17 protein-coding genes are annotated in these 22,527 nt (G+C 44.0%); 6 read left to right on the top strand and 11 right to left on the bottom strand.

The window, feature by feature from the left end:
- Positions 1 to 19: 19 nt before the first annotated feature.
- Positions 20 to 1,363: a GGDEF domain-containing protein gene (locus CW749_RS06815; RefSeq protein ID WP_101111281.1), complete on the bottom strand. Its 1,344-nt coding sequence runs from the start codon at positions 1,361 to 1,363 to the stop codon at positions 20 to 22.
- Positions 1,364 to 1,669: 306 nt separating this feature from the next.
- Here CW749_RS06815 and CW749_RS06810 point away from each other — a divergent pair, with 306 nt between their 5' ends.
- Positions 1,670 to 2,494 carry a DUF2797 domain-containing protein gene (locus tag CW749_RS06810; RefSeq protein ID WP_101111280.1) on the top strand — a complete coding sequence of 275 codons (825 nt, stop codon included), beginning with the start codon at positions 1,670 to 1,672 and terminating at the stop codon, positions 2,492 to 2,494.
- Positions 2,495 to 2,537: 43 nt separating this feature from the next.
- Here the strand turns inward: CW749_RS06810 and CW749_RS06805 are convergent, their stop codons facing one another.
- Entirely contained in the window at positions 2,538 to 3,185 is a 648-nt protein-coding gene (locus CW749_RS06805; protein ID WP_101111279.1) for a 2OG-Fe dioxygenase family protein, read from the bottom strand.
- Positions 3,186 to 3,552: 367 nt separating this feature from the next.
- On the opposite strand from CW749_RS06805, the gene CW749_RS06800 reads away from it, so the two are divergent.
- From CW749_RS06800 to cydC, 4 genes are all read left to right on the top strand, one after another.
- Positions 3,553 to 5,271 (top strand): hypothetical protein, encoded by a 1,719-nt coding sequence (locus CW749_RS06800; RefSeq protein ID WP_101111278.1) that lies wholly within the window; start codon positions 3,553 to 3,555, stop codon positions 5,269 to 5,271.
- Positions 5,272 to 5,825: 554 nt separating this feature from the next.
- Positions 5,826 to 6,782 carry a thioredoxin-disulfide reductase gene (gene trxB, locus CW749_RS06795; protein WP_101111277.1) on the top strand — a complete coding sequence of 319 codons (957 nt, stop codon included), beginning with the start codon at positions 5,826 to 5,828 and terminating at the stop codon, positions 6,780 to 6,782.
- 198 nt (positions 6,783 to 6,980) lie between these two features.
- Positions 6,981 to 8,762, top strand: a complete 1,782-nt coding sequence (cydD, locus tag CW749_RS06790) for a cysteine/glutathione ABC transporter permease/ATP-binding protein CydD (RefSeq protein WP_101111276.1) — start codon at positions 6,981 to 6,983, stop codon at positions 8,760 to 8,762.
- Complete coding sequence (gene cydC, locus CW749_RS06785; RefSeq protein ID WP_101111275.1) at positions 8,755 to 10,473, top strand: cysteine/glutathione ABC transporter ATP-binding protein/permease CydC; 1,719 nt, start codon at positions 8,755 to 8,757, stop codon at positions 10,471 to 10,473. Before cydD ends, cydC begins: the two co-directional genes overlap by 8 nt.
- A gap of 133 nt (positions 10,474 to 10,606) precedes the next feature.
- Here the strand turns inward: cydC and CW749_RS06780 are convergent, their stop codons facing one another.
- The 8 genes from CW749_RS06780 to CW749_RS06745 all read right to left on the bottom strand — a co-directional run bounded on the left by CW749_RS06780 (position 10,607) and on the right by CW749_RS06745 (position 20,695).
- Positions 10,607 to 11,524, bottom strand: coding sequence for a substrate-binding domain-containing protein (locus tag CW749_RS06780; protein ID WP_101111274.1), 918 nt, complete (start codon positions 11,522 to 11,524; stop codon positions 10,607 to 10,609).
- Between the two features lie 98 nt (positions 11,525 to 11,622).
- The gene (locus CW749_RS06775) at positions 11,623 to 12,393 is read right to left on the bottom strand and encodes an ATP-binding cassette domain-containing protein (RefSeq protein WP_101111273.1); all 771 of its coding nucleotides are present in this window, start codon (positions 12,391 to 12,393) and stop codon (positions 11,623 to 11,625) included.
- Positions 12,390 to 13,463 (bottom strand): ABC transporter permease, encoded by a 1,074-nt coding sequence (locus CW749_RS06770; RefSeq protein WP_101111272.1) that lies wholly within the window; start codon positions 13,461 to 13,463, stop codon positions 12,390 to 12,392. Before CW749_RS06770 ends, CW749_RS06775 begins: the two co-directional genes overlap by 4 nt.
- 126 nt (positions 13,464 to 13,589) lie before the next feature.
- A complete protein-coding gene (locus tag CW749_RS06765; RefSeq protein WP_343232557.1) occupies positions 13,590 to 14,570 on the bottom strand; it encodes a sugar ABC transporter substrate-binding protein in 981 nt (326 codons plus the stop codon).
- Between the two features lie 202 nt (positions 14,571 to 14,772).
- Positions 14,773 to 17,244, bottom strand: a complete 2,472-nt coding sequence (locus tag CW749_RS06760; protein WP_101111270.1) for a PAS-domain containing protein — start codon at positions 17,242 to 17,244, stop codon at positions 14,773 to 14,775.
- Between the two features lie 3 nt (positions 17,245 to 17,247).
- Positions 17,248 to 17,982, bottom strand: coding sequence for a response regulator (locus tag CW749_RS06755; protein ID WP_180958336.1), 735 nt, complete (start codon positions 17,980 to 17,982; stop codon positions 17,248 to 17,250).
- A 213-nt stretch (positions 17,983 to 18,195) separates the two neighbouring features.
- Positions 18,196 to 19,278, bottom strand: coding sequence for a 3-phosphoserine/phosphohydroxythreonine transaminase (gene serC / locus CW749_RS06750; RefSeq protein ID WP_101111269.1), 1,083 nt, complete (start codon positions 19,276 to 19,278; stop codon positions 18,196 to 18,198).
- Between the two features lie 154 nt (positions 19,279 to 19,432).
- Positions 19,433 to 20,695: a DUF945 family protein gene (locus tag CW749_RS06745; protein WP_101111268.1), complete on the bottom strand. Its 1,263-nt coding sequence runs from the start codon at positions 20,693 to 20,695 to the stop codon at positions 19,433 to 19,435.
- 541 nt (positions 20,696 to 21,236) lie between these two features.
- On the opposite strand from CW749_RS06745, the gene CW749_RS06740 reads away from it, so the two are divergent.
- The gene (locus CW749_RS06740; RefSeq protein WP_101111267.1) at positions 21,237 to 21,779 is read left to right on the top strand and encodes a hypothetical protein; all 543 of its coding nucleotides are present in this window, start codon (positions 21,237 to 21,239) and stop codon (positions 21,777 to 21,779) included.
- 67 nt (positions 21,780 to 21,846) lie between these two features.
- Here the strand turns inward: CW749_RS06740 and CW749_RS06735 are convergent.
- A partial coding sequence (locus CW749_RS06735) for an IS3 family transposase (RefSeq protein WP_145997832.1) occupies positions 21,847 to 22,527 on the bottom strand: 681 nt, incomplete at its 5' end.

Genomic DNA, 22,527 nt, shown 5'->3' with positions numbered 1-22,527 from the left:
TGAGATCATTTTTGTTGCACTAACCGACCTGCTCTGATGCTATCTCACACCGTCGAAAATGAACTTCAACTCGATCACGTCCTAGGTGCTTGGCTTGGTATAACGCTTCATCGGCTCTGGCCATGGTTTCGGTCATTCTTTCATTTTCCATCTCTGCCACACCCGCACTGCACGTTAACGGTTCGCCGTGAAGCCACGCATGCTCTCTAACGTTGCACAGAATGCGCTCAGCAATTTCTTGAGCCTGTTCCAATCCGCTATCTCGACAGAATACAATGAACTCCTCTCCTCCCCATCTCACTAAGTGATCGCTAGGACGGATAACAGCACTGACCACAAGAACGAACTCCTTCAGTATGTCGTCGCCAATCTGATGACCAAAGGTATCGTTGATTCTCTTAAAATGGTCTATATCCAAGTAAATCATCGACAATGTATCTAAGCCGGCTTCCGTCTGCTTGGCAGCGTTATCCAACCAATTTCTGACTGAATGGCGATTCCTTGCCCCGGTAAGCGCATCAACTTGCGCCATTTCTGCAAAACGCGTGTTTTGTTGACGTAACCGGTCATTAACAGTTTTCAGATGGAGGTGTCGCGCATTCGCTTGGCTGATGGCTGTTAAGTTTCTACTGTGATCGAACCAAAAGAGTGCCACACCAAGTACCGTCCATATCAGTACCAAGGTAAGCATCAGCTTTTCTCCATCAACAAAATGCCCTTCGAATTCTATGCTATTTATTTTGATGTCATGCTCGCCAAGCTCTGTGTGTGAACCTGTCGCTATCTCAAATAAAACCACATTGCTGAATTCTGGAGCAGCGTGCTCGATATCAGTATCAAAATCCGCTAACCACCAAGTCATTACTTGGAAGTTCTCCATCGGAATAACAAGTGCGCCTTTCCCGACGCCAGGAGCGAACTCTAAACCATTATATTTAACGGAATACTCGTTATCTGCCCTTGAATAGGCTGAGTTATAGTTCCTTAAATACACTCTTAATCGGGCTTCTGGGTCGTTAGTATGGTAGTCGATATTCAGCCTAACTGTATGATAGTTAGATAAATCGATTCCCTTCGTTATATCATTAGAAAGCTGTATAGAAACCGAGCAATATGGCCATGCGTATTCACTCTGGTTTAACTGACATTGAAGACGCGCTTGATGCCCTTCCATCTGTAACCTAGATTCCGTAGAACCACCCATTTGCCTGTCATCGGTAGACAAAAAGGTAAAGTGTTCAGGCGAAATTGCTAGTCGCTGCGTATCTCCAAATTGGTAATAAAGTGTTATTACCGACAATGTACCAAACAACAACACCAAAAAAACCTTATGTATAAAGCTCAAATGATGTTTTCTATTCATGCTACACCTCATTTAAATGTGTAGTACCCCATAAAAAATGGAACTGGAATCACACAATAATGCATATGTGCAAGATACCATAATTAAGCTTATAAGCACGAAATTTATGACGAAAAGAAAGTCATAATTTAGTAAATAAAGATGTACATCAATAAAAATCAATAACAAAGGTCACTATTCTATATTTAGCTCAAAACACATTACCCCTTAATAACTAAAAATCTCATTCGGGGATAATTGATAACTTTGCTAAAATCTAGAAACAAACACACCTATTAAAGGTGTGAACAAAATAAGAGTAATGTCATGTCTATCAATACAAAAGGCACTCTGAAAAAGCTGAGTTCTCAGCTTTCAGAAGGTGTCGAATATTCCCTACCTGTCGGTGAAGATCGGGTTGGGCTAAATGCGTTTATTGGAAAACCCATTAAACTCACTCACACCGGAAACATTTTCTGTAGTTCTTGCGGTAAGAAAACCAAAAAAAGCTACTCTCAAGGTCACTGCTTTGTTTGCATGCGAAAGCTTGCAAGCTGCGATATGTGCATAATGAAGCCTGAAACTTGCCATTACGAGGAAGGAACTTGCCGAGAACCTCAGTGGGGCGAAGAGAATTGCATGGTTGACCATTACGTCTATCTATCAAACACCTCAAGTTTGAAGGTGGGAATTACGCGTCATACGCAAATTCCGACTCGATGGATTGATCAAGGTGCCACGCAAGGGCTGCCTATCTACAAAGTAAAGAATCGTCATATATCGGGTTTAATCGAAGTGGAACTTGCTAAACACGTCGCTGACAAAACGAACTGGCGGACGCTTCTGAAAGGCGATGCTGAACCACTGCCATTAGAAGAACTTGCTAAAGAACTGATGCCTCATGCGGATGAAGTCATCAAACAAGTTAAAGAGAAATATGGTGAAGACTCCGTAATACCTCTTGTTGATGCGCCCACCGAGATTACTTACCCAGTACTTGAGCACCCAACCAAGATCGTATCTCATAATTTCGACAAGAATCCTGAAGTGACGGGGATTCTGAAAGGCATTAAAGGTCAATACCTTATTATGGATACGGGCGTGATAAACGTTCGTAAATTCACATCATACGAAGTAACGTTTGAAGCCTAGTTGAACAAGAATGCTGGAGTGTTGCGCACTCCAGCTTTCTCGATTACATAGCCAGCTTGCCATCTGTCGCCGTTAAAACAAAGACGTCCATATGACCTTCGTTATCACGAATGATTGATCGAATTGGCTGAGCGTTATGCCACAACTTGTGATCATCAAGAATCGCAATTTCTCCATTCTCTAGAACTTTTCTAAAAAATGGGGCTTCATGGTTATCTTGATAAAGCATAATCTCACCACCCACTATGTTGTGCCTATCTATACCGACAATCGCAATATGATCAAACCCGTCTTGATGAACGCCTTCCGGAGCGACTGGCGTTTCGTCAAAGACCGTCGCGATGCGTATTTGGTGAATTTCGATTTCTTGCCCAACGGGCAAGGCATTGGCCTCAACAAACAACTGACACATTTCGTGCATGGCATCCCCACTTAAGATATCAGTCTCAATACCTTCAAACTGACGAATCACATCTCCCTGAAAGTGGTTGATATTTTCCGACTGCACAAAGTTATGCCGATTGACTTCTCTTAAGCTATTTGGCTGAAATTCAACAACAGAGTACCGCCGCAGCCGATATTTTCCATCAGCGTGTTTTGTATGAGGTAAGGAATCAAATGAAGGAGATAACTGAGCGATAGCATTATGGCTAAGTTGAGTGATTTGCAAGGTACTTTCATGCGAAAACATAGTGACGCTCCTAGAAGCTTTTTAGCTACACATCATTCACAAACTATTTACATCTAGAATCGACCACTTATTCTGCTAGATCAAATTTTTCATATCACATATATCGCCCCACTAGTAAATAAAGAATATAGAACTGCGTATACTGCAAATTCAAGATATATAAACCAGCAACTCACTTGGTAGTTTGTCAATAACAAAACTCTCCACTAGGCGTAGTTGTAACACTATGATTTAAATGGATATTAAGTCATCTCTGTGATTCAGTTCTTATCTATTTGACTTCTCTCTACTTTATTCGCACAACAGATTGTTATTTAGATCAATAAGTTCTATTCTCGGACGCTATATTTATAAAAGGAGTAGGCTAGTGAATAAGTTAGTCATCGCTGCAGGTATTGCTGCAGTGGGAGCTGGTGGATATCTTTACACCCAGCAGCAGGCATCTCAGTCCGTATCTGTCTTAGATCAAATCCCGTCAGATTCTGCATTTGTTTCAGCACAATTGACACCTCTGGAACTGGACAAATTTTTAGGTTCTATGGGCAGCGTCCCTTCAATGGATGACATTCTGGAACTAACAGAAACTGATCCACAACAGATGACGAATCGTGAGACTTTCTTTATCACGCTTGGCGATACTTACTTTAAAGCTATTCAAAGTGGCGAAGCGTACAAAGCAGCCTTTGGTGCGCCTGACACGCTAACAAGCTATGTATACCTTGTTGGTTTAGCGCCTGTATTCAAATTTGATGTTGCTGACGAGCAAGCCTTTTGGGCAACATTCGATAAAGTAGAAACAGACAGTAGTTTCAAGCATGTTGCTAAAAAAGTCGGCGATGTGGCTTATCGCTCGTACAGCATGGCTGAAGAAAACAATGAAACAAAACTTGAGTTTGTTGTCGCTGTTCATCAAGGCATTGCAACCATTACCCTAGACTCTGCAGACTTTGGGGCAGCAAGCCCTCTCAAAGTTGCTTTGGGTGTTGAAGCACCAGTACAGTCAGTGGCGCAAGCAGACACCATAAACAAGATGCTAGCAGCGCATCCTGAACTTGGTAAAGACTCTGTTGGTTACCTAGATCATCAACAGTTCGCAACTGGCTTCACCACAACTGATGGCAACTTGCTTGCTAAGCACATCGCCAAAATTAGTGAGCTAATCAAAGCAGAGAATCCGTCTTCGGAAAACCCATTGGCCGTTGTTCAAACGGAGCAATGTAAGACAGAAATCGCTGGTATTGCGGCAAACTGGCCAAGAACGGTATTCGGCGCAACCGTCAATGAAAATATGACGATGGACATGGATATCTTAGTTGAGAGCAAAAACTCAGTGATCCTAGATGCACTTAAGTCTATCCGTGGCTTTATCCCAGCATTGAATGACACTCAAAACAGTGCGCTATCATTTGGATTAGGTGTTGATGTAAACAAATTGGCACCGGCTCTGAATGCGATATGGCAAGATGGCCTAGCGACTCAATACAGCTGTGCTCCTCTAGCAGAAATGCAAGCTGGTCTTCGTCAAGCAAATCCTGCAATGGTCGGTATGGCAACAGGCTTTGTCAATGGCCTAAAAGGTGTAAGCTTCAACCTGTTTGATTATGGCTTTGGTGAGGGCGAATACGGTGAAGAGCTGAACATGCTGGATGCATCTGTTTCAATTTCAGCAGATAACCCAGTTGCACTGTTCCAAGCGGCTCAAATGATGGAACCTTCGCTATCGCAAATCCAGATTCCAGCAGATGGAACACCGGTTGAAGTTCCGCCACAACTGGCTGAGCAATTTGCAGACATTGGTACAGTCTATGTTGCGTCGAAAGGCAACCACCTGTCGTTCTATACTGGCGAATCGGCAACGAAAGCAGCGACGAACCTGTTCGGTCAAGCTCTTGAGTCCAATGGCTTATACAACACTTACATCAGCTACAGCAAACTATTTGGTCCGTTTGTTGAGATGATGAAGCGCAGTGGTGAACCAGTTCCTGCGGAACTAGAGCCGTTCATTCAAGATGATATCGAAGCGAACATGACGTTTGATGTGACAGACAAAGGCTTAGCTTTTGAAATGAGTAACATTCGCTACTAAGCCATTCTCTAAAAAGCAGTTCGCTATAGAGCAATTCGCTGTAGAGCAACTCGCTATAAAGAAAATGATGCTTTTGTGTCTTAGAAGCTTCGTTAATTGAACAAGAAACCACCAAGTTTTGGTGGTTTTTTTTTAGCTCGATAAAATCAACATACCCGACCAGTCAAAAACAAGAAATATACCCAAGTAACCTCAAAATGCATAGTTCAGCGAGAGTTAACTGGCTTTCAGGCAAGGCACCGATATGAAGATCTAGCCATTCTAAATCAAGAATCGGTAACGCTGTATGAAAGCCAGTTAAACTCGCCCGTGGGAGCCCATATTCTGCCTCACTTCCTCGTCAAAGAACTTGGAAAGGACTCGTCATTCCACTGCGTTCTTTTCCTTGAATTGAAACAGAATATGAGGCTCTGAATCCAGCATCTTGAGGTCACTTGGGTATACGTTCTAATCTATAACCATTTAATTGCCTTAACTGCGTTGCAATTGCTTTCTTTCGTCCCCACTATTTTTTACAATCTACCCAAAATAATTATTCAAATTTCGGAGTCCTAATGAGCGACGTAAAGCACTGTAGTCTTTTAATTCTTGGTTCTGGTCCTGCGGGTTATACCGCTGCCGTATACGCTGCGCGAGCAAATCTTAACCCTGTTCTTGTCACTGGTATGCAACAAGGCGGACAGTTAACCACCACTACAGAAGTAGAAAATTGGCCCGGCGACGCAGAAGGGCTAACTGGTCCAGATTTGATGGAACGAATGAAAGAGCATGCTGAACGTTTTGAAACTGAAATTTTGTTCGACCATGTCAATGAAGTTGATTTCAGCGAGCGCCCTTTCCGCCTGAAAGGCGATTCAGCTGAGTACACGTGTGATTCACTTATTATCTCTACTGGTGCTTCTGCAAAATACTTGGGCTTAGACTCAGAAGAAGCGTTTAAAGGACGTGGTGTATCGGCTTGTGCAACTTGTGATGGTTTCTTCTATCGCAACCAAAAAGTAGCGGTTATTGGTGGTGGTAACACTGCTGTAGAGGAAGCGCTTTACCTATCGAACATTGCTTCTGAAGTTCACCTTGTTCACCGCCGTGACACGTTCCGTGCAGAGAAAATTCTCGTTAAGCGCCTGATGGAAAAAGTAGAAAGCGGAAACATCGTTCTTCACACAGATCGCACCCTAGACGAAGTGCTTGGTGATGATATGGGTGTAACAGGTGTCCGTATCAAAGATACGCAGTCAGACGCTACTGAAGATTTAGATGTAATGGGCGTTTTCGTCGCGATTGGTCACCAACCAAATACGGCGATGTTTGAAGGCCAACTAGACATGAAAGACGGCTACATTGTGGTTAAGTCTGGTCTTGAAGGAAACGCAACGCAAACCAGCATTCCAGGTATTTTTGCTGCGGGTGATGTTATGGATCACAACTATCGCCAGGCAATCACTTCAGCTGGAACAGGTTGTATGGCTGCGTTAGATGCCGAAAAATTCTTAGACGGTCTAACTGACTAATTCTAAAGTCGACCGATTCTCTGAGTGACTCGCTATCTAATCGAGCTGCGGGTCACTTAGATTGATTAAAAATCCGGCTTCATTGCCGGATTTTTCGTTTTTATTTTCGACTCTTACGAAGCTTACCGCTGCATCTTTGGCACACTTAGGTATATAATCCCCCTTTCAAAAATAAATTCTGAATTTAAAGTCTCTTACATGGACAAACATAAGCAGCGCGCCTTAAATAAATGGCTCAAGCAACAAAGCAAACTCGCCAAACGCTGGTTAATGATTACCGTCGGTCTGGGCGTCGTATCTAGCCTCTTCCTTCTTGCCCAAGCAGCCCTGCTGGCCACCATTCTTCATCAGCTCATTATTGAAAACACTGACAAATACGACTTGCTTCCTCATTTTGCAGGTTTGATTGGTGCCGTTATCGGAAGAGCCATTTGCAGTTGGGGTCGAGAATTAGCTGGGTATCGCTGTGGCGAGCAGATCCGCATATACGTAAGACAACTTATCCTCGATCGGCTTCGCGAGCTCGGTCCTGCCTACATAAAAGGCAAACCTGCTGGTAGTTGGGCAACCTTACTGCTTGAACAAGTAGAAAACCTCCAAGACTTTTTTGCGCGTTATTTACCTCAGGTATCACTGTCTGTACTGGTTCCGTTTGTTATTTTAGTGGTGGTTTTCCCAACAAACTGGGCCGCGGGGCTTATCTTCTTAGTGACGGCTCCATTAGTCCCCTTATTTATGGCATTGGTCGGCATGAAAGCCGCCGATGCTAACCGTAAAAACTTTAAAGCGCTGCAACGCCTATCAGGGCACTTCTACGACCGATTGCAAGCAATGACCACAATTCGTTTGTTTGACCGAGCACAATCGGAAACCGAGGTGATGCGAGGCGCTTCTGAAGTCTTGCGCTCACGCACTATGGATGTCTTACGCGTCGCGTTTCTTTCTTCAGCCGTTTTAGAATTCTTCACGTCTATCTCTATCGCCATTACCGCGGTTTACTTCGGTTTTGCCTTTATCGGTGAATTGAACTTTGGCTACTATGGCGCTGCCATCACGCTGTTTTCAGGTTTGTTTATCTTGATTCTGGCTCCTGAGTTTTATCAGCCTTTGCGAGATCTCGGTACCTTCTATCACGCCAAAGCCCAGGCCATCGGTGCAGCGGAAAGCTTAGTCGAGTTTCTCGAAACAGACGTCGACAGCGTTACCTCAGGTACATCGGAAATAGCCAAATCCGCACCGATATCTTTAAAAGTGAAAGATTTAAAAGTATTCAGCCCAGAAGGCAGTCAATTACTTGGTCCTGTCTCGTTTGACTTAGATACCAACCAAACGACTGCAATTGTTGGTCCAAGTGGTGCTGGGAAAACCAGCCTTATTAACGCCATACTAGGCTTCTTGCCGTATGAAGGGCGCATAGAAATCAACGGCATTGATTTGAAAGAGGTCGATTTAATCAGTTGGCGTAAAAACATAAGCTGGGTGGGTCAAAACCCCCTACTCCTGAACGGTTCAATTTTAGAAAATGTTACGTTTGGTCGTGAAACATCTACAGACACTCTAAATCAAGTTTTGAAAGACAGTTATGCCAATGAATTTGTATCTCAGCATGGTTTGGATTACATGGTCAGTGATCGATCGGGTGGTCTTTCTGTCGGTCAGGCACAACGACTCGCACTCGCAAGAGCGATGCTACAAAATGGTGAATTTTGGATTCTCGATGAGCCCACAGCCAGTCTGGATGCAAGAAGTGAAAAATTGGTACTGGAAGGCTTAGCGAGCCAGATTAAATCCAAAACGACGCTGATGATTACCCACCAACTCTCACCATTGAAAGACGTCGACAATATTTTGGTTATGGCAGATGGACAAATCGTGGAACAAGGGCATTTTGACGCTCTCAATCAACAAAATGGCTTGTTTGCAGACATGCTGAAATCGAGTATGGATTCACACAACGATAAGGGGAATCTAGATGCGTGATTTATTGCCCTATCTGAAACTCTATAAGAAGCATTGGTTTGGTTTATCGCTAGGGATGCTACTCGCGTTCGCAACGTTATTCGCATCTATTGGGTTGCTGACGTTGTCTGGCTGGTTTATCGCAGCTTCTGCTGTGGCTGGTTTATCTATCGCTCGTGAAACCTTCAATTACATGCTGCCAGGAGCGTTTGTACGTGGTTTCGCAATGAGCCGAACAGCAGGTCGCTGGGGTGAACGCGTTGTGAGCCACAATGCGACATTCAAGCTTCTTACCGATTTACGTATTTTCTTTTTCGAAAAACTAACTCCGCTGATCCCAGGTAAAGTTGCCAACATTCGCGATGCTGATCTACTCAACAGATTGGTTGCAGACATTGATGCAATGGACCACGTGTACCTGAGGCTTATTAGCCCACTTGTAGTCAGCACGCTTGGTATCATTTCACTGACGGTTTTTCTTTGCTGGTTTGATCCAGTATTAGGGTTAACCTTGGGTGGCATTTTACTCTCTCTCGTCTTTATCTGGCCCATCATTTTTTATAAGTTAGGTAAGCTCAACGGTCAGCAACTGACGCTCAATAAATCGGACCTTCGGGTTGCAACGCTCGATTGGATTCAGGGTCATGCCGAACTGGTGCTGTTTGGGGTTGAAGAGCGCTACCGTCGTAACATCGCGGATAAGCAAACCGATTTAATGGTGAACCAAGCAAAACATGCCCGAATTACAGGGCTTGCTACTAGCCTTCTTATGCTTGCCAGTGGTTTGACATTAGTGCTAATGATTTGGCTAGCAGCAGATGGCGTCGGAGGACGAGCACCTGATCCTTATATTGCAATGATTGCATTCGCGACAATGGCGAGCTTCGAAGTACTGATGCCTATCGCTGGCGCGTTCCAATATTTGGGGCAAACCGTGACATCGGCTAGACGCCTTAACGAAATTATCCATGCCGACCCAGAAGTCACATTTGTGGAGCAAAGTACCGATCAGCAAACTCATTTCTCGATGGAATTGTCTGACGTTACCTTTGGCTATGACCCTTCTGTTCCCGTTGTTAAGAACATTAGTTTGTCGGTTGAGCAAGGGCAAAAAATAGCGATTGTAGGTCAAACAGGCTCGGGGAAATCGACCTTACTGCAATTGGCAACGCGAATTTGGGATCCACAATTTGGTTCTGTATCCATTGGTGGGAAAGATTTGACTCAATGGAATGAAAGTGCCCTAAGGCAATCCACTTCGGTGATTAGCCAACGTGTTGATATCTTAAATGGCACTTTACGAGATAACCTTACTATCGCCCTACCGGATGCTGAAGATACGCAGCTTATTGATGCACTTGTACAAGTTGGGCTGTCTAAACTGAATGAAGACAAAGGTTTGGATACTTGGCTTGGCGAAGGCGGCAGGCAGCTTTCTGGCGGTGAAAAAAGACGAATCGGCATCGCTCGCGCCATTTTACGCCGTTCCCCTATTGTCCTAATGGATGAACCAACCGAAGGTCTAGATAAGCAAACTGAACAGCAAATGGTTGCCTTATTTGAGAAACACTTTAGCGACAAGACCATGATATTCATTACCCACCGCTTAGTCGGTTTGGACACGATGGATAAAATTTGTCTCATGGAGCAAGGGGAGTTTATTGAAACAGGCAGCCACGCTGAACTCATAGAGAAGAAAGAGCGCTATTACCAGCTTTGCCAAACGCTATAACTCGCCTCTGCCCCATACCTTAATTGGTGTATGTAAAAATGTGAGATAAATTGAAGCCAGAGTCCAAGACTCTGGCTTTTGCTTAAGTGGTCTCAAAATACATATGCACTTTAACGAAGTTTGAAGACGTCACTTACCAACCGGAAAACGCCCTGTAATTTGATGCGTTAATAAATTCAGGCTGAATCAAGACTAGCTCTTTCTCTACCTTTCCACCGCCAATCAGTTCCAGCCCTATTTGCACAGCTTTGCTGCTCATTTGCGCCGGAAACTGTGCTGCCGTCCCCAGCCAGTTTTGGCGATTTTCCTTTAATGCCTCAATCACTAAAGGTGCACCATCAACGGAAGTTATCCAAACATGGGCACCAGATTGAAGTAATGCTTGCTCTGCACCTAACGCCGTTGGATCGTTAATCGCAAAAACTCCATCTATCTTTTCATAGGCATGAAGCGCATAGGCCATGGCTTCTAAGCCGCCATCATAGCTGCCCGTTCCGTTGAGGTTCGCATCCAGTAATTCAATGTCAGGGTAGTCATTAAGAACGGATTTACAACCCGCAACACGATCTAAACTGGCAGAAACAGGAGGGCCATTGATGATAAGAACTTTGCCTTTTTCATTGAGTTTATTCACTAGGTTCAAACACGATATTTCGCCCGCTTGAATATTATCCGTTGTAATAGTGACATCCGCGCCCGATGCTCTTACATCTACCGCTATTACGCGGATTCCGGCGCGTTGTGCACGGATCACCGCTGGTGCAATCGCTAATTCATCGGAAGCGACAAGCATGATTAAGTCCACTTTTTTATCAATAAAAGACTCAATCTGCTGGATTTGCCGATCTAAATCGTAAGCGCTAGAACGAACGATAACGTCGATACTTTTGTTCGGTAATTCCGCCACTTCCGACTTAATGCTTTTAATCATTTTGACAAAATAAGGGTTGGTAAGATCAGCAACTGACACGCCAATAGAATAGTCAGAACCTGCGTAAACTCTGGAAACCAAAGCAACACTCACCATCAACAAAAGTAAAAATTTACGCATACATGACACCTTTATTTTCCAACTTCCCCTTTGGGCAAGGGACCTTTGCGACTGACGTTCAAATAATGCCATCAAAGGGGGAAGTTGTTTTGTATTATTCAGGCAGCTGTGCCCGGTTCTACCGCTCCTGTCATAATAGCAACCGCGTCCGACATAGAGTGTGTTTTCGGTGTAATTATATCTGCACGTTTACCCAGTCTGTGAACATGAATGCGATCCGCGACTTCAAAAACGTGGGGCATATTGTGGCTTATCAACACCACTGGAAGCCCTCTATCCCTTACCTGACGAATCAAGTTGAGTACTTTTCTGGATTCTTTCACACCTAAAGCGGCTGTAGGCTCATCCATGATGACTACTTTACTGCCAAACAAAGCTGACCTTGCTACCGCAACGCCCTGTCGCTGGCCACCAGACAGCGTTTCTACCGTTTGAGTTATATTTTGAATGGTCATCAAACCAAGATCCGCCAATTGCTGTTTTGCCCTTTCATTCATGGTTTTCTTATCCAACATGCGAAAAACTGAACCCAGTATTCCGGGGCGGCGAATTTCTCGCCCTAAAAATAGGTTATCGGAAATATTCAGAGCGGGTGCGACCGCCAAGTTTTGGTACACTGTTTCTATGCCCATTTCTCTTGCGTTCATCGGGCTTTTAAATGAAACCGCCTGCCCATCTAACTTCACTTCACCTGCATCAGGAACAAGCGCTCCCGATAACGCTTTAATCAAGCTGGATTTCCCCGCACCGTTATCACCAATCACTGCCAGAATTTCACCCTTATAGAGGTCAAAATCCGCTCCATCTAAGGCCGTGACTCGACCGTAACGCTTCACTAACCCTCTTGCTTGCAATACGACATCACTCATACCGATACCTTTCTGATCCAATGGTCCACACCAACCGCGACAATAATCAACGCCCCAACGGTAAACTCTTGCCAAAGCACATCCACACCAAGCAGAGCCAAACCGTTTCGAAATACACCTACAATGAGCGCGCCAATCAGAGTACCGAATATAGAACCTCGCCCACCAAACAAGCTGGTTCCACCAATCACCACCGCGGTAATAGAATCGAGGTTGGCGGTGTAACCCGCTTGAGGGCTTATCGACCCAATGCGACCAATTAACACCCACGCTCCAATGGCACAAACGAACCCAGCAACCACATAAACCGACATCAATATCTTCTGAGTACGAATACCGGCTAGCCTCGCAGCATCTGGATCGTCGCCCGTGGCGTAGACATGTCGCCCCCATGCCGTCCAATTCAACGCATACCAAATCACTGCAAAGAGCACGATCATAAGCATGGATCCATAGGTTATCCGCGCACCAAACAATTCGACGGTTTCGCCCATCCATTGCAGCAATGGCGCATTCTTGGCAATGGCTTGAGAACGAATGGTTTGGCTGTTGGAATACCAAAGGTTCAATGCGAAAAAGATGTTCCATGTACCCAGTGTTGCAATGAATGGGGGAAGCTTAAAGCGCGAGACCAATAAACCATTAATCATGCCCGCCAATGTACCCACCAGCATGCCAATACCAAACGCCAAAACAGGGGGTAAACCAAAATCCATTGCCATGCGCCCCATAACGACGGAACACAAGACCATAATCGCGCCTACCGACAAATCGATCCCGGCTGTTAAAATGATGAGCGTTTGAGCAATACCAAGTACACCGATAATCGTAACTTGCTGCAGGATCAGTGACATGTTGAATGGGTGTAAAAATCGGTCACCAATCAGAAAACTAAAAATGGCAACCGCCAAAATAAGGACTAAAAATGGGGCTGCGGTCGGCTGATTATGTAAAAACCGCTGCACGTTTAAGCCAATCGAAGTTGGCTCTTTAAATTCAGCAAAGCTTTTGTCCGTGTTTTGCTCCGCTGTTTTTTCAAAATTGGGCTCTGATGACGAAGGGTGTGTCATAGCGTTTTCCTTAACTTTGTACATCTGACCTGATCGCACTCGACGCTTCGATCAGGTTTGTTCCTCATTCACCTCAATAAAATTTAGGTGAATGAGGATTACGCTTTCATTAGTGAACTCTGAGCACTACCCCCAACACTTACCTAACCCTTGTGCTGATGTTGAAGATGCAACGCCATCAACGGGTTCATCTGTAATCAGCTCCACACCGGTATCAAAGAAGCCCTTACCAGGGGTCGCTCCGGGTTTAACACCCGACTTCGCGTATTCCGCAATCGCCTCGACGCCCAGAGAGGCCATTTTCAATGGGAACTGCATCGACGTTGCACCGATCACTTTGTCTTTAATGTTTTCTACGCCCGGACAACCACCATCAACCGATACTAGGAGCACGTCTTTCTCTTTTCCAACCGCTTTTAGTGCCTCATATGCGCCCGCTGCTGCTGGCTCATTGATGGTGTACACCACGTTAATGCTCGGATCTTTTTGTAGAAGATTTTCCATTGCGCGGCGACCGCCCTCTTCAGAACCTTGGGTCACGTCATTACCGACAATACGAGAGTCATCTTCATCACGCATTTTATTTACGTCTTTGACGTCAACACCGAAACCTTTCAAAAATCCTTGGTTACGAGCGACATCGACAGTAATACCAGCAGTGCTTAAATCTAATAGCGCAATTTTGGCGTCTTTCGCTTTTGCACCCAGTTTAGCTTTTGCCCATTTACCAATCAGTTCACCTGCAAGGAAGTTGTCGGTAGCAAACGTTGCATCGGCGACATTGGCTGGAGAAAATGGCGTATCCAGTGCAATCACAACTATGCCGGCTTTACGAGCACGCTCGATAGAAGGTGTTAATGCGACAGGGTCACTTGCGACAATCAAAATGCCCTTCGCGCCCGATGAAATAAGATTTTCTACCGCTTGAATCTGTGAATCATTATCTCCATCGTATCGCCCAGCGAAAGAACGTAATTCCATTCCCAATTCATTCGCTTTGGCTTCCGCCCCCTCTTTCATCTTGACGAAAAAAGGATTGGTGTTGGTTTTGGTGATTAAACCCACAATGGTTTTGTCTGCAGAAAATGCATGAGGTGCGCTGAACATGGCAGCCGTTAACGCGGCGATGGTGACTAGCTTTTTCATGGTTTACTCCCTTACAAGTTATAAATCCAAGGTCAGTTCCTTCCTTGGTTTTACAAAAGTGACAGGGAAAAACTAATGAATGATTTCAAAGCGAAGAAAACTCGTTAATAATTGAAATAATTCATCTAATCTTTTGATTTTATGGGATTATTTAGATGCACACTTACGATATGTTGATCATCGCTTTTAATTGTTCGTACTGAAAAGGTTTGGCGATAAAGCGCCATTCAGGATTGAAATGATGGTGTTCGATTAGAGATTCAATCGGTAGCCCCGAAGTGAGTATAACGGGCAAACTAGGGCTATCAGAAGCAAGAATCTGACGTAGTTGCACACCGTCTTCAGTTGAGCCCAAATTCACATCGGAGATAACCAAGTCGCATGTATTTACCGCCAAATGTTCCAGCGCATGCTGCACTGAATGAACCACACTCACTTCGAACTCCATTAGTGCAAGCTGCTCTCGAATAACACCGGAAACTTCGATGTCATCTTCGACTAATAGAACCGATGCATTGCGCTTAACAGTAATAGCGGGGTCACTGAATTTTTGTTGTCCATTATCTAGTTTAGGCTGCCGACCAATTGGAAGAATGAGCTTAACGCTTGTGCCTTGTGAAAGAGACGATTGAATGTCGATCTCCCCTCCACTTTGTGTAACAAACCCATAAACCATACTGAGCCCTAAACCGCTCCCTTCACCAGTTTGCTTGGTCGTAAAAAATGGCTCTAACGCGCGCTGCATCGTTTCTTCACTCATTCCATCACCGGTATCAATAACTTCAAGAATAATGTGTTCACTTTGGGACGATTTGTATGTCGACAGCGTGAGTTCTCCACCATTGGGCATAGCCGAAGAACTATTCAAAATTAAGTTTAAGAGCGCATTCTCCAATTGAGAAGGGTCAACATAGATACATTGCTCTCCCAGTGCCAAATCGGTATTAACAGTGATATTCGGCGTTACGCAGTAGGCAGATATATCAAGAACGCTCGCAATCAGGTCATCCACGGGCACCCACTCCGGATACAGTTGCTGCTTGCGGCTAAATGCCAATAGCCGCTCCACCAACTGGCTGCCTTTTTCTGTCACTAAGAGCGCTCTGGAAAGATATTTTCCTTGGCTTTCACTGAGATTTGGCAACATTTCAAGCAGTTGTAAATTCCCCATGAGTGAGGCCAGTAAGTTATTAAAGTCGTGCGCGACTCCACCTGTAAGCTGCCCCAGCATTTCCATTTTTTGGGCTTGTTGTAGTTGTTGCTCTATCGCCTTTCTTTCTGAGAGATCACTGTAAAGTGTTACAAAGCCACCCTCTGGCATAGGCTGGCTCCGAAATTCAATAATTCTGCCATCATCGAAATAGCGCTCAAATACTGCTGAACGGTCTTTCCTTTCTTCATTTAACTCTTGTAGCTCTAGCGTTTCTTGCATTAAGTTGCGCGTGCGAAAAGGTGTTCTTGCCATAAGTGTTTGTAAGTCATTTAAAGGCATGCCAACCTTCACTTCATTAGGTCGGAGCTTAAATAACGTCAGGTAACGTCTATTCCACGCAACCAAGTTATCTTGATCGTCAAACACACTGAGCCCATCTTGGATATTGTTGAAGATGGCTTCGAGCAAATTCTTTTGAACTCGCAAATCTTCTGTCACTCGAACTTTTTCGATGGCTTCTTTTTGGAATGCTTCGAAGGTTCGAGCCAGCTCCCCTATTTCATCATTACGCTGAATATTCGCCACGGCGATATTGGTCTTACCTTGCGCCAAACTCGACATTTCTTCGGTCACTGTTTTGAGGTCACTCGTCAATACTGAGTTGAATCGGTGGAGATAAATACCACTCAGCAGCAACAGTAATATGATGATAGAAATGAATACGGTTGCCCGATCTATTGCTCGTTCAGATTGCTTTTGCTGAAACCTCAAATGTTGCTGCAAGGCAATCACAAACTCATGCACCGATGCGGTCATTTGGTCCGATTGCGCCCGAATGGAAGAAAGGACATACGCGTTGTTACGGCGAACTTCAGATACATTTTTCTGCTGGGCTTTGAGCTCCGATAAAATATTTGAGATTCCAGAAAGTGCTTGTTGATTCGCATATATCTCCATTTGTTCAATAAGAACATGAGGCACAGCCATTGGATTTCGAGTAAAGGCGTTAATGAATACCTTTCCTTGACTGTGAGCCATTAGAGGATGCAAATCGAATTGAAGTGAAAGAAGGTCTTCACGAGTGAAAAGCTCTTTCGTTACGTTGGCTAGCAAGGCTTGAATGGATGTATCCAGCGTTTCTACTTTTTTCAATAAGGTATCTTTGGCTTCTGGGTTGTTTAGGTGATCCGCAACGGACTTAAGATCCTTGATTTTTTCTTGTAGCCTTTGGCTTTCATTTTGAACATGGAATGGTCGCGCAAAGTCCGCGGCATAAGGTGCCATTGCCGCGACTTGAGCAACGCTTTCTGAAAGACTGAGCGCGGTATTGATATCTTCAAGGGTTTCTGAGGCAATATCGTCAATAAGAGCTTGGTTCTGCTGAGTGGTATAGACAAAAACACTGGCAAGAGAAAGGGTAAGCAGCAAAGTACCAACAACCGAAAATAGGAGCTTAGTGCGGATACTTTGCAACCGAATCATAGGTTAACCTACCCGAGTTACGTTGCTGCTAAACACGTAACCGACACCTCGTTCCGTTTGAATGAATTCGGGCAACCGTGGGTTGTTTTCAATTTTCCTTCGTAATCGGAGAATGAGAACGTCAACCGTTCTGTCACTCGAATCCGAGGCTAGACCATGGGTTTTATCCATCAGTTGATCCCGTGACAATACACAATTTGGTGAGGTAATTAACGCTTGAAGCAGTGCAAATTCTCCGTACGTTAAACTGACTTCTTTACCCGATTCGTGAAAAAGCTGTCTGGTCGACATATTTAGGCTCCAAGGTCCAAAGCAATATTGTTGGTGTTCTACTTGAATTGCCTTCGTTTGCGTTAAGTCTGACCGTCGAAGCAATGCATTGACACGAGCAATCAGTTCCCGAAGGTTAAACGGCTTCATCATATAATCATCAGCAGCGATTTCTAAGCCGATGATACGGTCGGTTTCATCGCCTTTACCGGTAAGCATCATGATTGGGACTGTGCTTTGTTCCCGAATTGCCTTTGCTAGCTGCAAACCATCCTCTTGTTTCAACCGCAAATCCAACAATATGACATCAGGATTGTCTTGTTTGAACGCAGACATAAGCTGATCGCCATTCTCAGCCAATATGACATTATGTCCTTGCTGAGATAAGGCATCTCCAAGTACATCTCGAATGTCTTGGTCGTCATCCACGACAACAACTGTGCGAATACTCTTTTCCTTGAGTTGCAAACTTCAGCTCCAAATTGTGAGAAATTTTATTGTGATAACACTCATTTAGTCAGTTTGGCGAACAAATGCTCAAAAATTGTGACTTGTGTAAAGTCTATACCTTATAAACACCCTTTGCTTTGAGCACGTAAGACAATCAAATAGCGCACGAAAAACGGAGACAAAAAAAAACCAGCACATGGCTGGGTTCTTAAAATTAAACTTTGCTAGCTGTTAGGCATATTCGATCTCGAACTGCTTCATAAATTCAACTAAAGCTTGCACACCTTCAAGTGGCATTGCGTTGTAAATAGAAGCACGCATACCGCCCACTGCTCGATGACCTTTTAACGCCTGTAAACCAGCTTCTTGTGCTAACTCTAAAAACTTACCGTCTAATTCAGGTTTCGCTAACTGGAAAGGTACGTTCATGCGCGAGCGGTTATTTGGGTGGACCTGATTACGATAAAAATCAGAAGCATCAATGTAATTGTACAGTAGATCCGCTTTTTCTTTGTTTACCTGCTCGATTGCTTCTACACCACCTTGCTCTTTCAACCATTCAAACACTAACCCAGATAAATACCATGCATAGGTAGGTGGTGTGTTGAACATGGAGTCTTTTTCAGCCAATACCTTGTAATTAAGAATGCTTGGAAGTGCATCTGATGCCAATTCAAGTAAATCTTCACGAACGATTACGATACAAATACCCGCTGCACCGATGTTTTTCTGAGCACCTGCGTAAATGACGCCATATTGAGAGACATCGATTTTACGAGACAGAATAGTGGATGAAAGATCCGCGACAATGGGTTTATCTGTAACAGGCAGTTCTGTAATCTCTACGCCATCAATAGTTTCATTCGGGCAAAAGTGTACATAAGCAGCGTTTTCGTCAATTTTCCACTCAGAAGGTGGAATAACCGCAACTTTGCCATCAACTTCCGTTTTCGCTTCGATAACACGAGGTTGGCAATATTTCTTTGCTTCCGTTACTGCACTTAGCGCCCAGTAACCTGCGTCAACATAGTCTGCTGTTGTTTTATCGCCGAGTAAATTCATTGGTACTGCCGCGAACTGAGCGCGAGCACCACCATGGCAAAACAACACTTTATAGTTGTTAGGGATGGACAGGAGATCTCTTAGATCTTGTTCTGCTTTTTCAGCAACAGCAATGAATTCTTTACTGCGATGGCTGATTTCCATTACCGACGTGCCAATACCATTCCAGTTGATGAATTCAGCTTGCGCTTTTTCCATTACCGCTTTAGGTAAACCTGCTGGGCCTGCACTGAAATTATAAATCGGTTCCATGATGAAGAATGCTCCTGCGTTAAAATACAAATCGAGATTTACATCAGTAATACCACTTTTTGAGATCGGGAAAAAGAAAAAAACGGAGAAAACACAAAAAAAGAAGTCTTATGACTTCTTTTTATATTCAATTCGCTATTTTCGGTAAAGAACTCTACTTACCACCAGCCATCAAAGGCATGAATAGTGCAAGAAGTGGTATTTGCTTCCCGCTAGAGAAGGTTACCTGACCGTTAATCAACTTTGCATTCAAACCAACGCCTTTGGCGTCTTCGCTAGCAAACTCCATAATCAAAAGCTCATCTATGTTTTCTCGCACAAATGGATAGGATTGAAGTAGCTCGTTAGAAATGAAAGCGTCCAGATTTCCCTCAACGACATTCAATAATACAGATGCATTTTGAGAAACATTTTTTTGCCCAGAGGGAACGGTTAACTGCCATGCTGATTGGAAGTCCCCTCCATCTAAATTGATTGCAAACTTGTTAAGCTGAACACCAAAGCCGGTTTCGATCAATTGATCCAGCAACGGCATACTTTCATTCATTCGCTCTTCTGTCAGGTTCTCGCCAGTACCATAAATCGAAATAAGTTGCTCTAGTGCTTGGCTGTTAATACCGTTAAAAGCAAAATCTAGCTCTAAATCTCTGGCGTGATTCTCTCCGGTTGATGCACTTTTAATGGAAAGTGTTTGCACGCTGTCAAATTTTTCACCTGATTCGTCTTTATTGGTTTTCAGCACATATTGCAGATCTTCAAGTTGAAAATCGTTTTCCCCAGAAGCTGATGAAAGCTGAAAACCTTTGACGCTGATGTTTTGCTGACCAACCCACAAGCTCCCTTCACGTTGCCCTGCCCCTTCACCAATAAAGCTGTTCAAAACCAAATTGTCGCCGTTAGAAAAGTTAACCGACGCTTTTGGCACAGTAACTGTCGCTTCTAGCGCACCAGCAACAGAGGCTACACCTTGTGCTGCATATTGACCGACAATAAGTTCGGCACCTTTAGAGTCGGTAAAATTAAATTTTCGTCCCACCAACTCAAAGTGAGTGTCTCCGTTCAATTTAGTTTGGGTCGCCAGCTCGAATTGAATGAGCAGTGAGTCTTTCACATAAGAATGTGCGTCGATACCAACCAAGCCATGGCTAATGTCATGTACAACTTCGATTGAAGCAGGCAAACCGTCGGCTTCTAGGCTTTTGACTAACTGCGGGTCGGTGATTGTGTAGCGAGTGATTGCAGTCGCAGAAAAGTAACCTCTGTCGTATTCGGCTATCTCTGCTTTAACAGAACTGCTATTTAAATTTTGTACACCATCTTCGATAACTTTTTGCGCTATCTGACCGACTGCAAGTGGCCAACATGCCACCAGAAGAATAGCACCGCCAATAGCGCCCATTTTTTTAAGAGAATGCATGCTGTCTTTAATATGAAGTTAAAAAACGCAGTCTACATCAATTCACGCAAGAAGTGGAAAGCGTATGTATACTCAAACCACCTCAAGATGCTAGGTTCAGCGAGAATTGCTTGGTTTTCAGGCAAGGTACCAATTTGCAGATCTAGTGGCTCTAAATCAAGAATTGGTTACGCAGCATGAAAACCAAGCAAACTCGCNNTGGAAAGGACTCGTCATTCCACTTCGTTCTTTTCCTTGAACTGAAACAGAAGATGGAGCTCTGAATCCTGCACCTTGAGGTGGTTTGAGTATATATCTAGAAACACTTCCATTTAACCGTGAAAATACGCGAGCAAGATGTCACCAAACACATTGAATTGCGTGACGAAGAGGGAATTTCAGTCAATATGGTTAGAAAACCTCCACAAAAATGGAAATTCTTTTAAATTTTTGATGAATCCTAGGTTGGATGCATTATCATATTCCCTAGTAATTCAAAGAACTTAAAGGCTTTGCTCTATCATGCACTGCCTGTACCAACTACATAAGGTTTGTCTAAATTATGCGTAAGACACTGTTAGCCATTGGTTTGATGGCCGTATCGGCTTCTTCATTTGCTGCCGACAAAGACGAAGTTACGTCTATGAGCAACTTTAACTACGACTATGCTGAAGCTCGAATTGGTGCAAGCCCAATGACTTTTGGTGGTGGTTTTAGCAAATCAGTTCACCCAAATGCACATATGGTTGCCACCATTGATTCTAGATTTAAAGGTGACTTCAACCTAGCTGCAGGTTTTGGATTTCATGCTCCAGTAAACAACTGGGCTGACCTTACAGGTGAAATGCTATTCCGCGCGGTTGATAACGATAGCCAAGATATCGATACCGGGATGCAAATCAACCTTGGTGTACGCCAGTGGCTTGGTCCACAATTTGAGGTGGGCGGTAAAGTGGGTTACGTATCCATTAAGCAAAAAGATGAGTGGACAGGCTCTATATACGGTCGCTTCCATTCAACCGAATTGTTCTCAATTGGTCTAGAAGGCTTACTAAATGACTTCTACGGCGACCAATTTATGATGACAGCAAGATTTAAGTTTTAATCTTATTTCCTAGTTAAATTTAAAAAGCCAGAGACTTGAAGTGACCCCATAAAGTTGGACATTTCTGTTAAGTGGCTTGTAAGGCCTGATTTCGATATTCCGTCGGAGTCAGGCCTTTTAGTTTCACCTTGATGCGTTTCGTATTGTAGTACTCGATGTATTCTTCAATATGTGCGATTAAGTCATCGGCATCTTCAAAGTGCTGATTATGGTACATTTCTGTTTTCAGCAAGGCAAAGAAGTTCTCTGCTACTGCATTATCCAAGCAGTTTCCTTTTCGTGACATACTTTGAGTTAATCCCCGCTCAGCGAGAGTTTTCTGATATTTCCTATGCCTATATTGCCACCCTTGATCGCTATGCACTATTGGCTTAGCGTCTTTCGTTAAGGTTGCAACCGCCTCTGTCAGCATGTCAGTGACCAGAGGTAAACACGCATTTTTCGCAACCTTGTAAGCCACAACTTCTTGCGTAAACAGATCAACGATGGGTGATAGGTACACCTTCTGCTGTTGAACTTTAAACTCAGTAACATCAGTGACCCATTTTTCATCAGGCTTCGTTGCATTGAAGTCCCGTTCAAGTACATTTGGTGCGGTTGTCCCAGCCTCTCCTTTGTAAGAGCTGTACCGCTTAGGTCTGACCGTAGATTTCAAGCCTAGCAACCCCATCAGACGTTGAACTGTCTTATGGTTAAGTATGACATCCTGTTTCCTTAACTCTAAGTGAATACGACGATCACTACATCT

The sequence above is a fragment of the Vibrio sp. vnigr-6D03 genome, assembly GCF_002835515.1.
Lineage (GTDB): Bacteria > Pseudomonadota > Gammaproteobacteria > Enterobacterales > Vibrionaceae > Vibrio > Vibrio penaeicida.
This window is presented reverse-complemented; position numbering and strand designations above follow the sequence as displayed.

Coding starts and splice junctions, on each gene's coding strand:
- CW749_RS06815 (WP_101111281.1), bottom strand. CDS start 1,363: ATGAATAGAAAACATCATTTGAGCTTTATACATAAGGTTTTTTTGGTG.
- CW749_RS06810 (WP_101111280.1), top strand. CDS start 1,670: ATGTCTATCAATACAAAAGGCACTCTGAAAAAGCTGAGTTCTCAGCTT.
- CW749_RS06775 (WP_101111273.1), bottom strand. CDS start 12,393: ATGAGTGATGTCGTATTGCAAGCAAGAGGGTTAGTGAAGCGTTACGGT.
- CW749_RS06760 (WP_101111270.1), bottom strand. CDS start 17,244: ATGATTCGGTTGCAAAGTATCCGCACTAAGCTCCTATTTTCGGTTGTT.
- serC (WP_101111269.1), bottom strand. CDS start 19,278: ATGGAACCGATTTATAATTTCAGTGCAGGCCCAGCAGGTTTACCTAAA.
- CW749_RS06780 (WP_101111274.1), bottom strand. CDS start 11,524: ATGCGTAAATTTTTACTTTTGTTGATGGTGAGTGTTGCTTTGGTTTCC.
- cydD (WP_101111276.1), top strand. CDS start 6,981: ATGGACAAACATAAGCAGCGCGCCTTAAATAAATGGCTCAAGCAACAA.
- CW749_RS06765 (WP_343232557.1), bottom strand. CDS start 14,570: ATGTTCAGCGCACCTCATGCATTTTCTGCAGACAAAACCATTGTGGGT.
- CW749_RS06740 (WP_101111267.1), top strand. CDS start 21,237: ATGCGTAAGACACTGTTAGCCATTGGTTTGATGGCCGTATCGGCTTCT.
- trxB (WP_101111277.1), top strand. CDS start 5,826: ATGAGCGACGTAAAGCACTGTAGTCTTTTAATTCTTGGTTCTGGTCCT.
- CW749_RS06805 (WP_101111279.1), bottom strand. CDS start 3,185: ATGTTTTCGCATGAAAGTACCTTGCAAATCACTCAACTTAGCCATAAT.
- CW749_RS06745 (WP_101111268.1), bottom strand. CDS start 20,695: ATGCATTCTCTTAAAAAAATGGGCGCTATTGGCGGTGCTATTCTTCTG.
- cydC (WP_101111275.1), top strand. CDS start 8,755: ATGCGTGATTTATTGCCCTATCTGAAACTCTATAAGAAGCATTGGTTT.
- CW749_RS06770 (WP_101111272.1), bottom strand. CDS start 13,463: ATGACACACCCTTCGTCATCAGAGCCCAATTTTGAAAAAACAGCGGAG.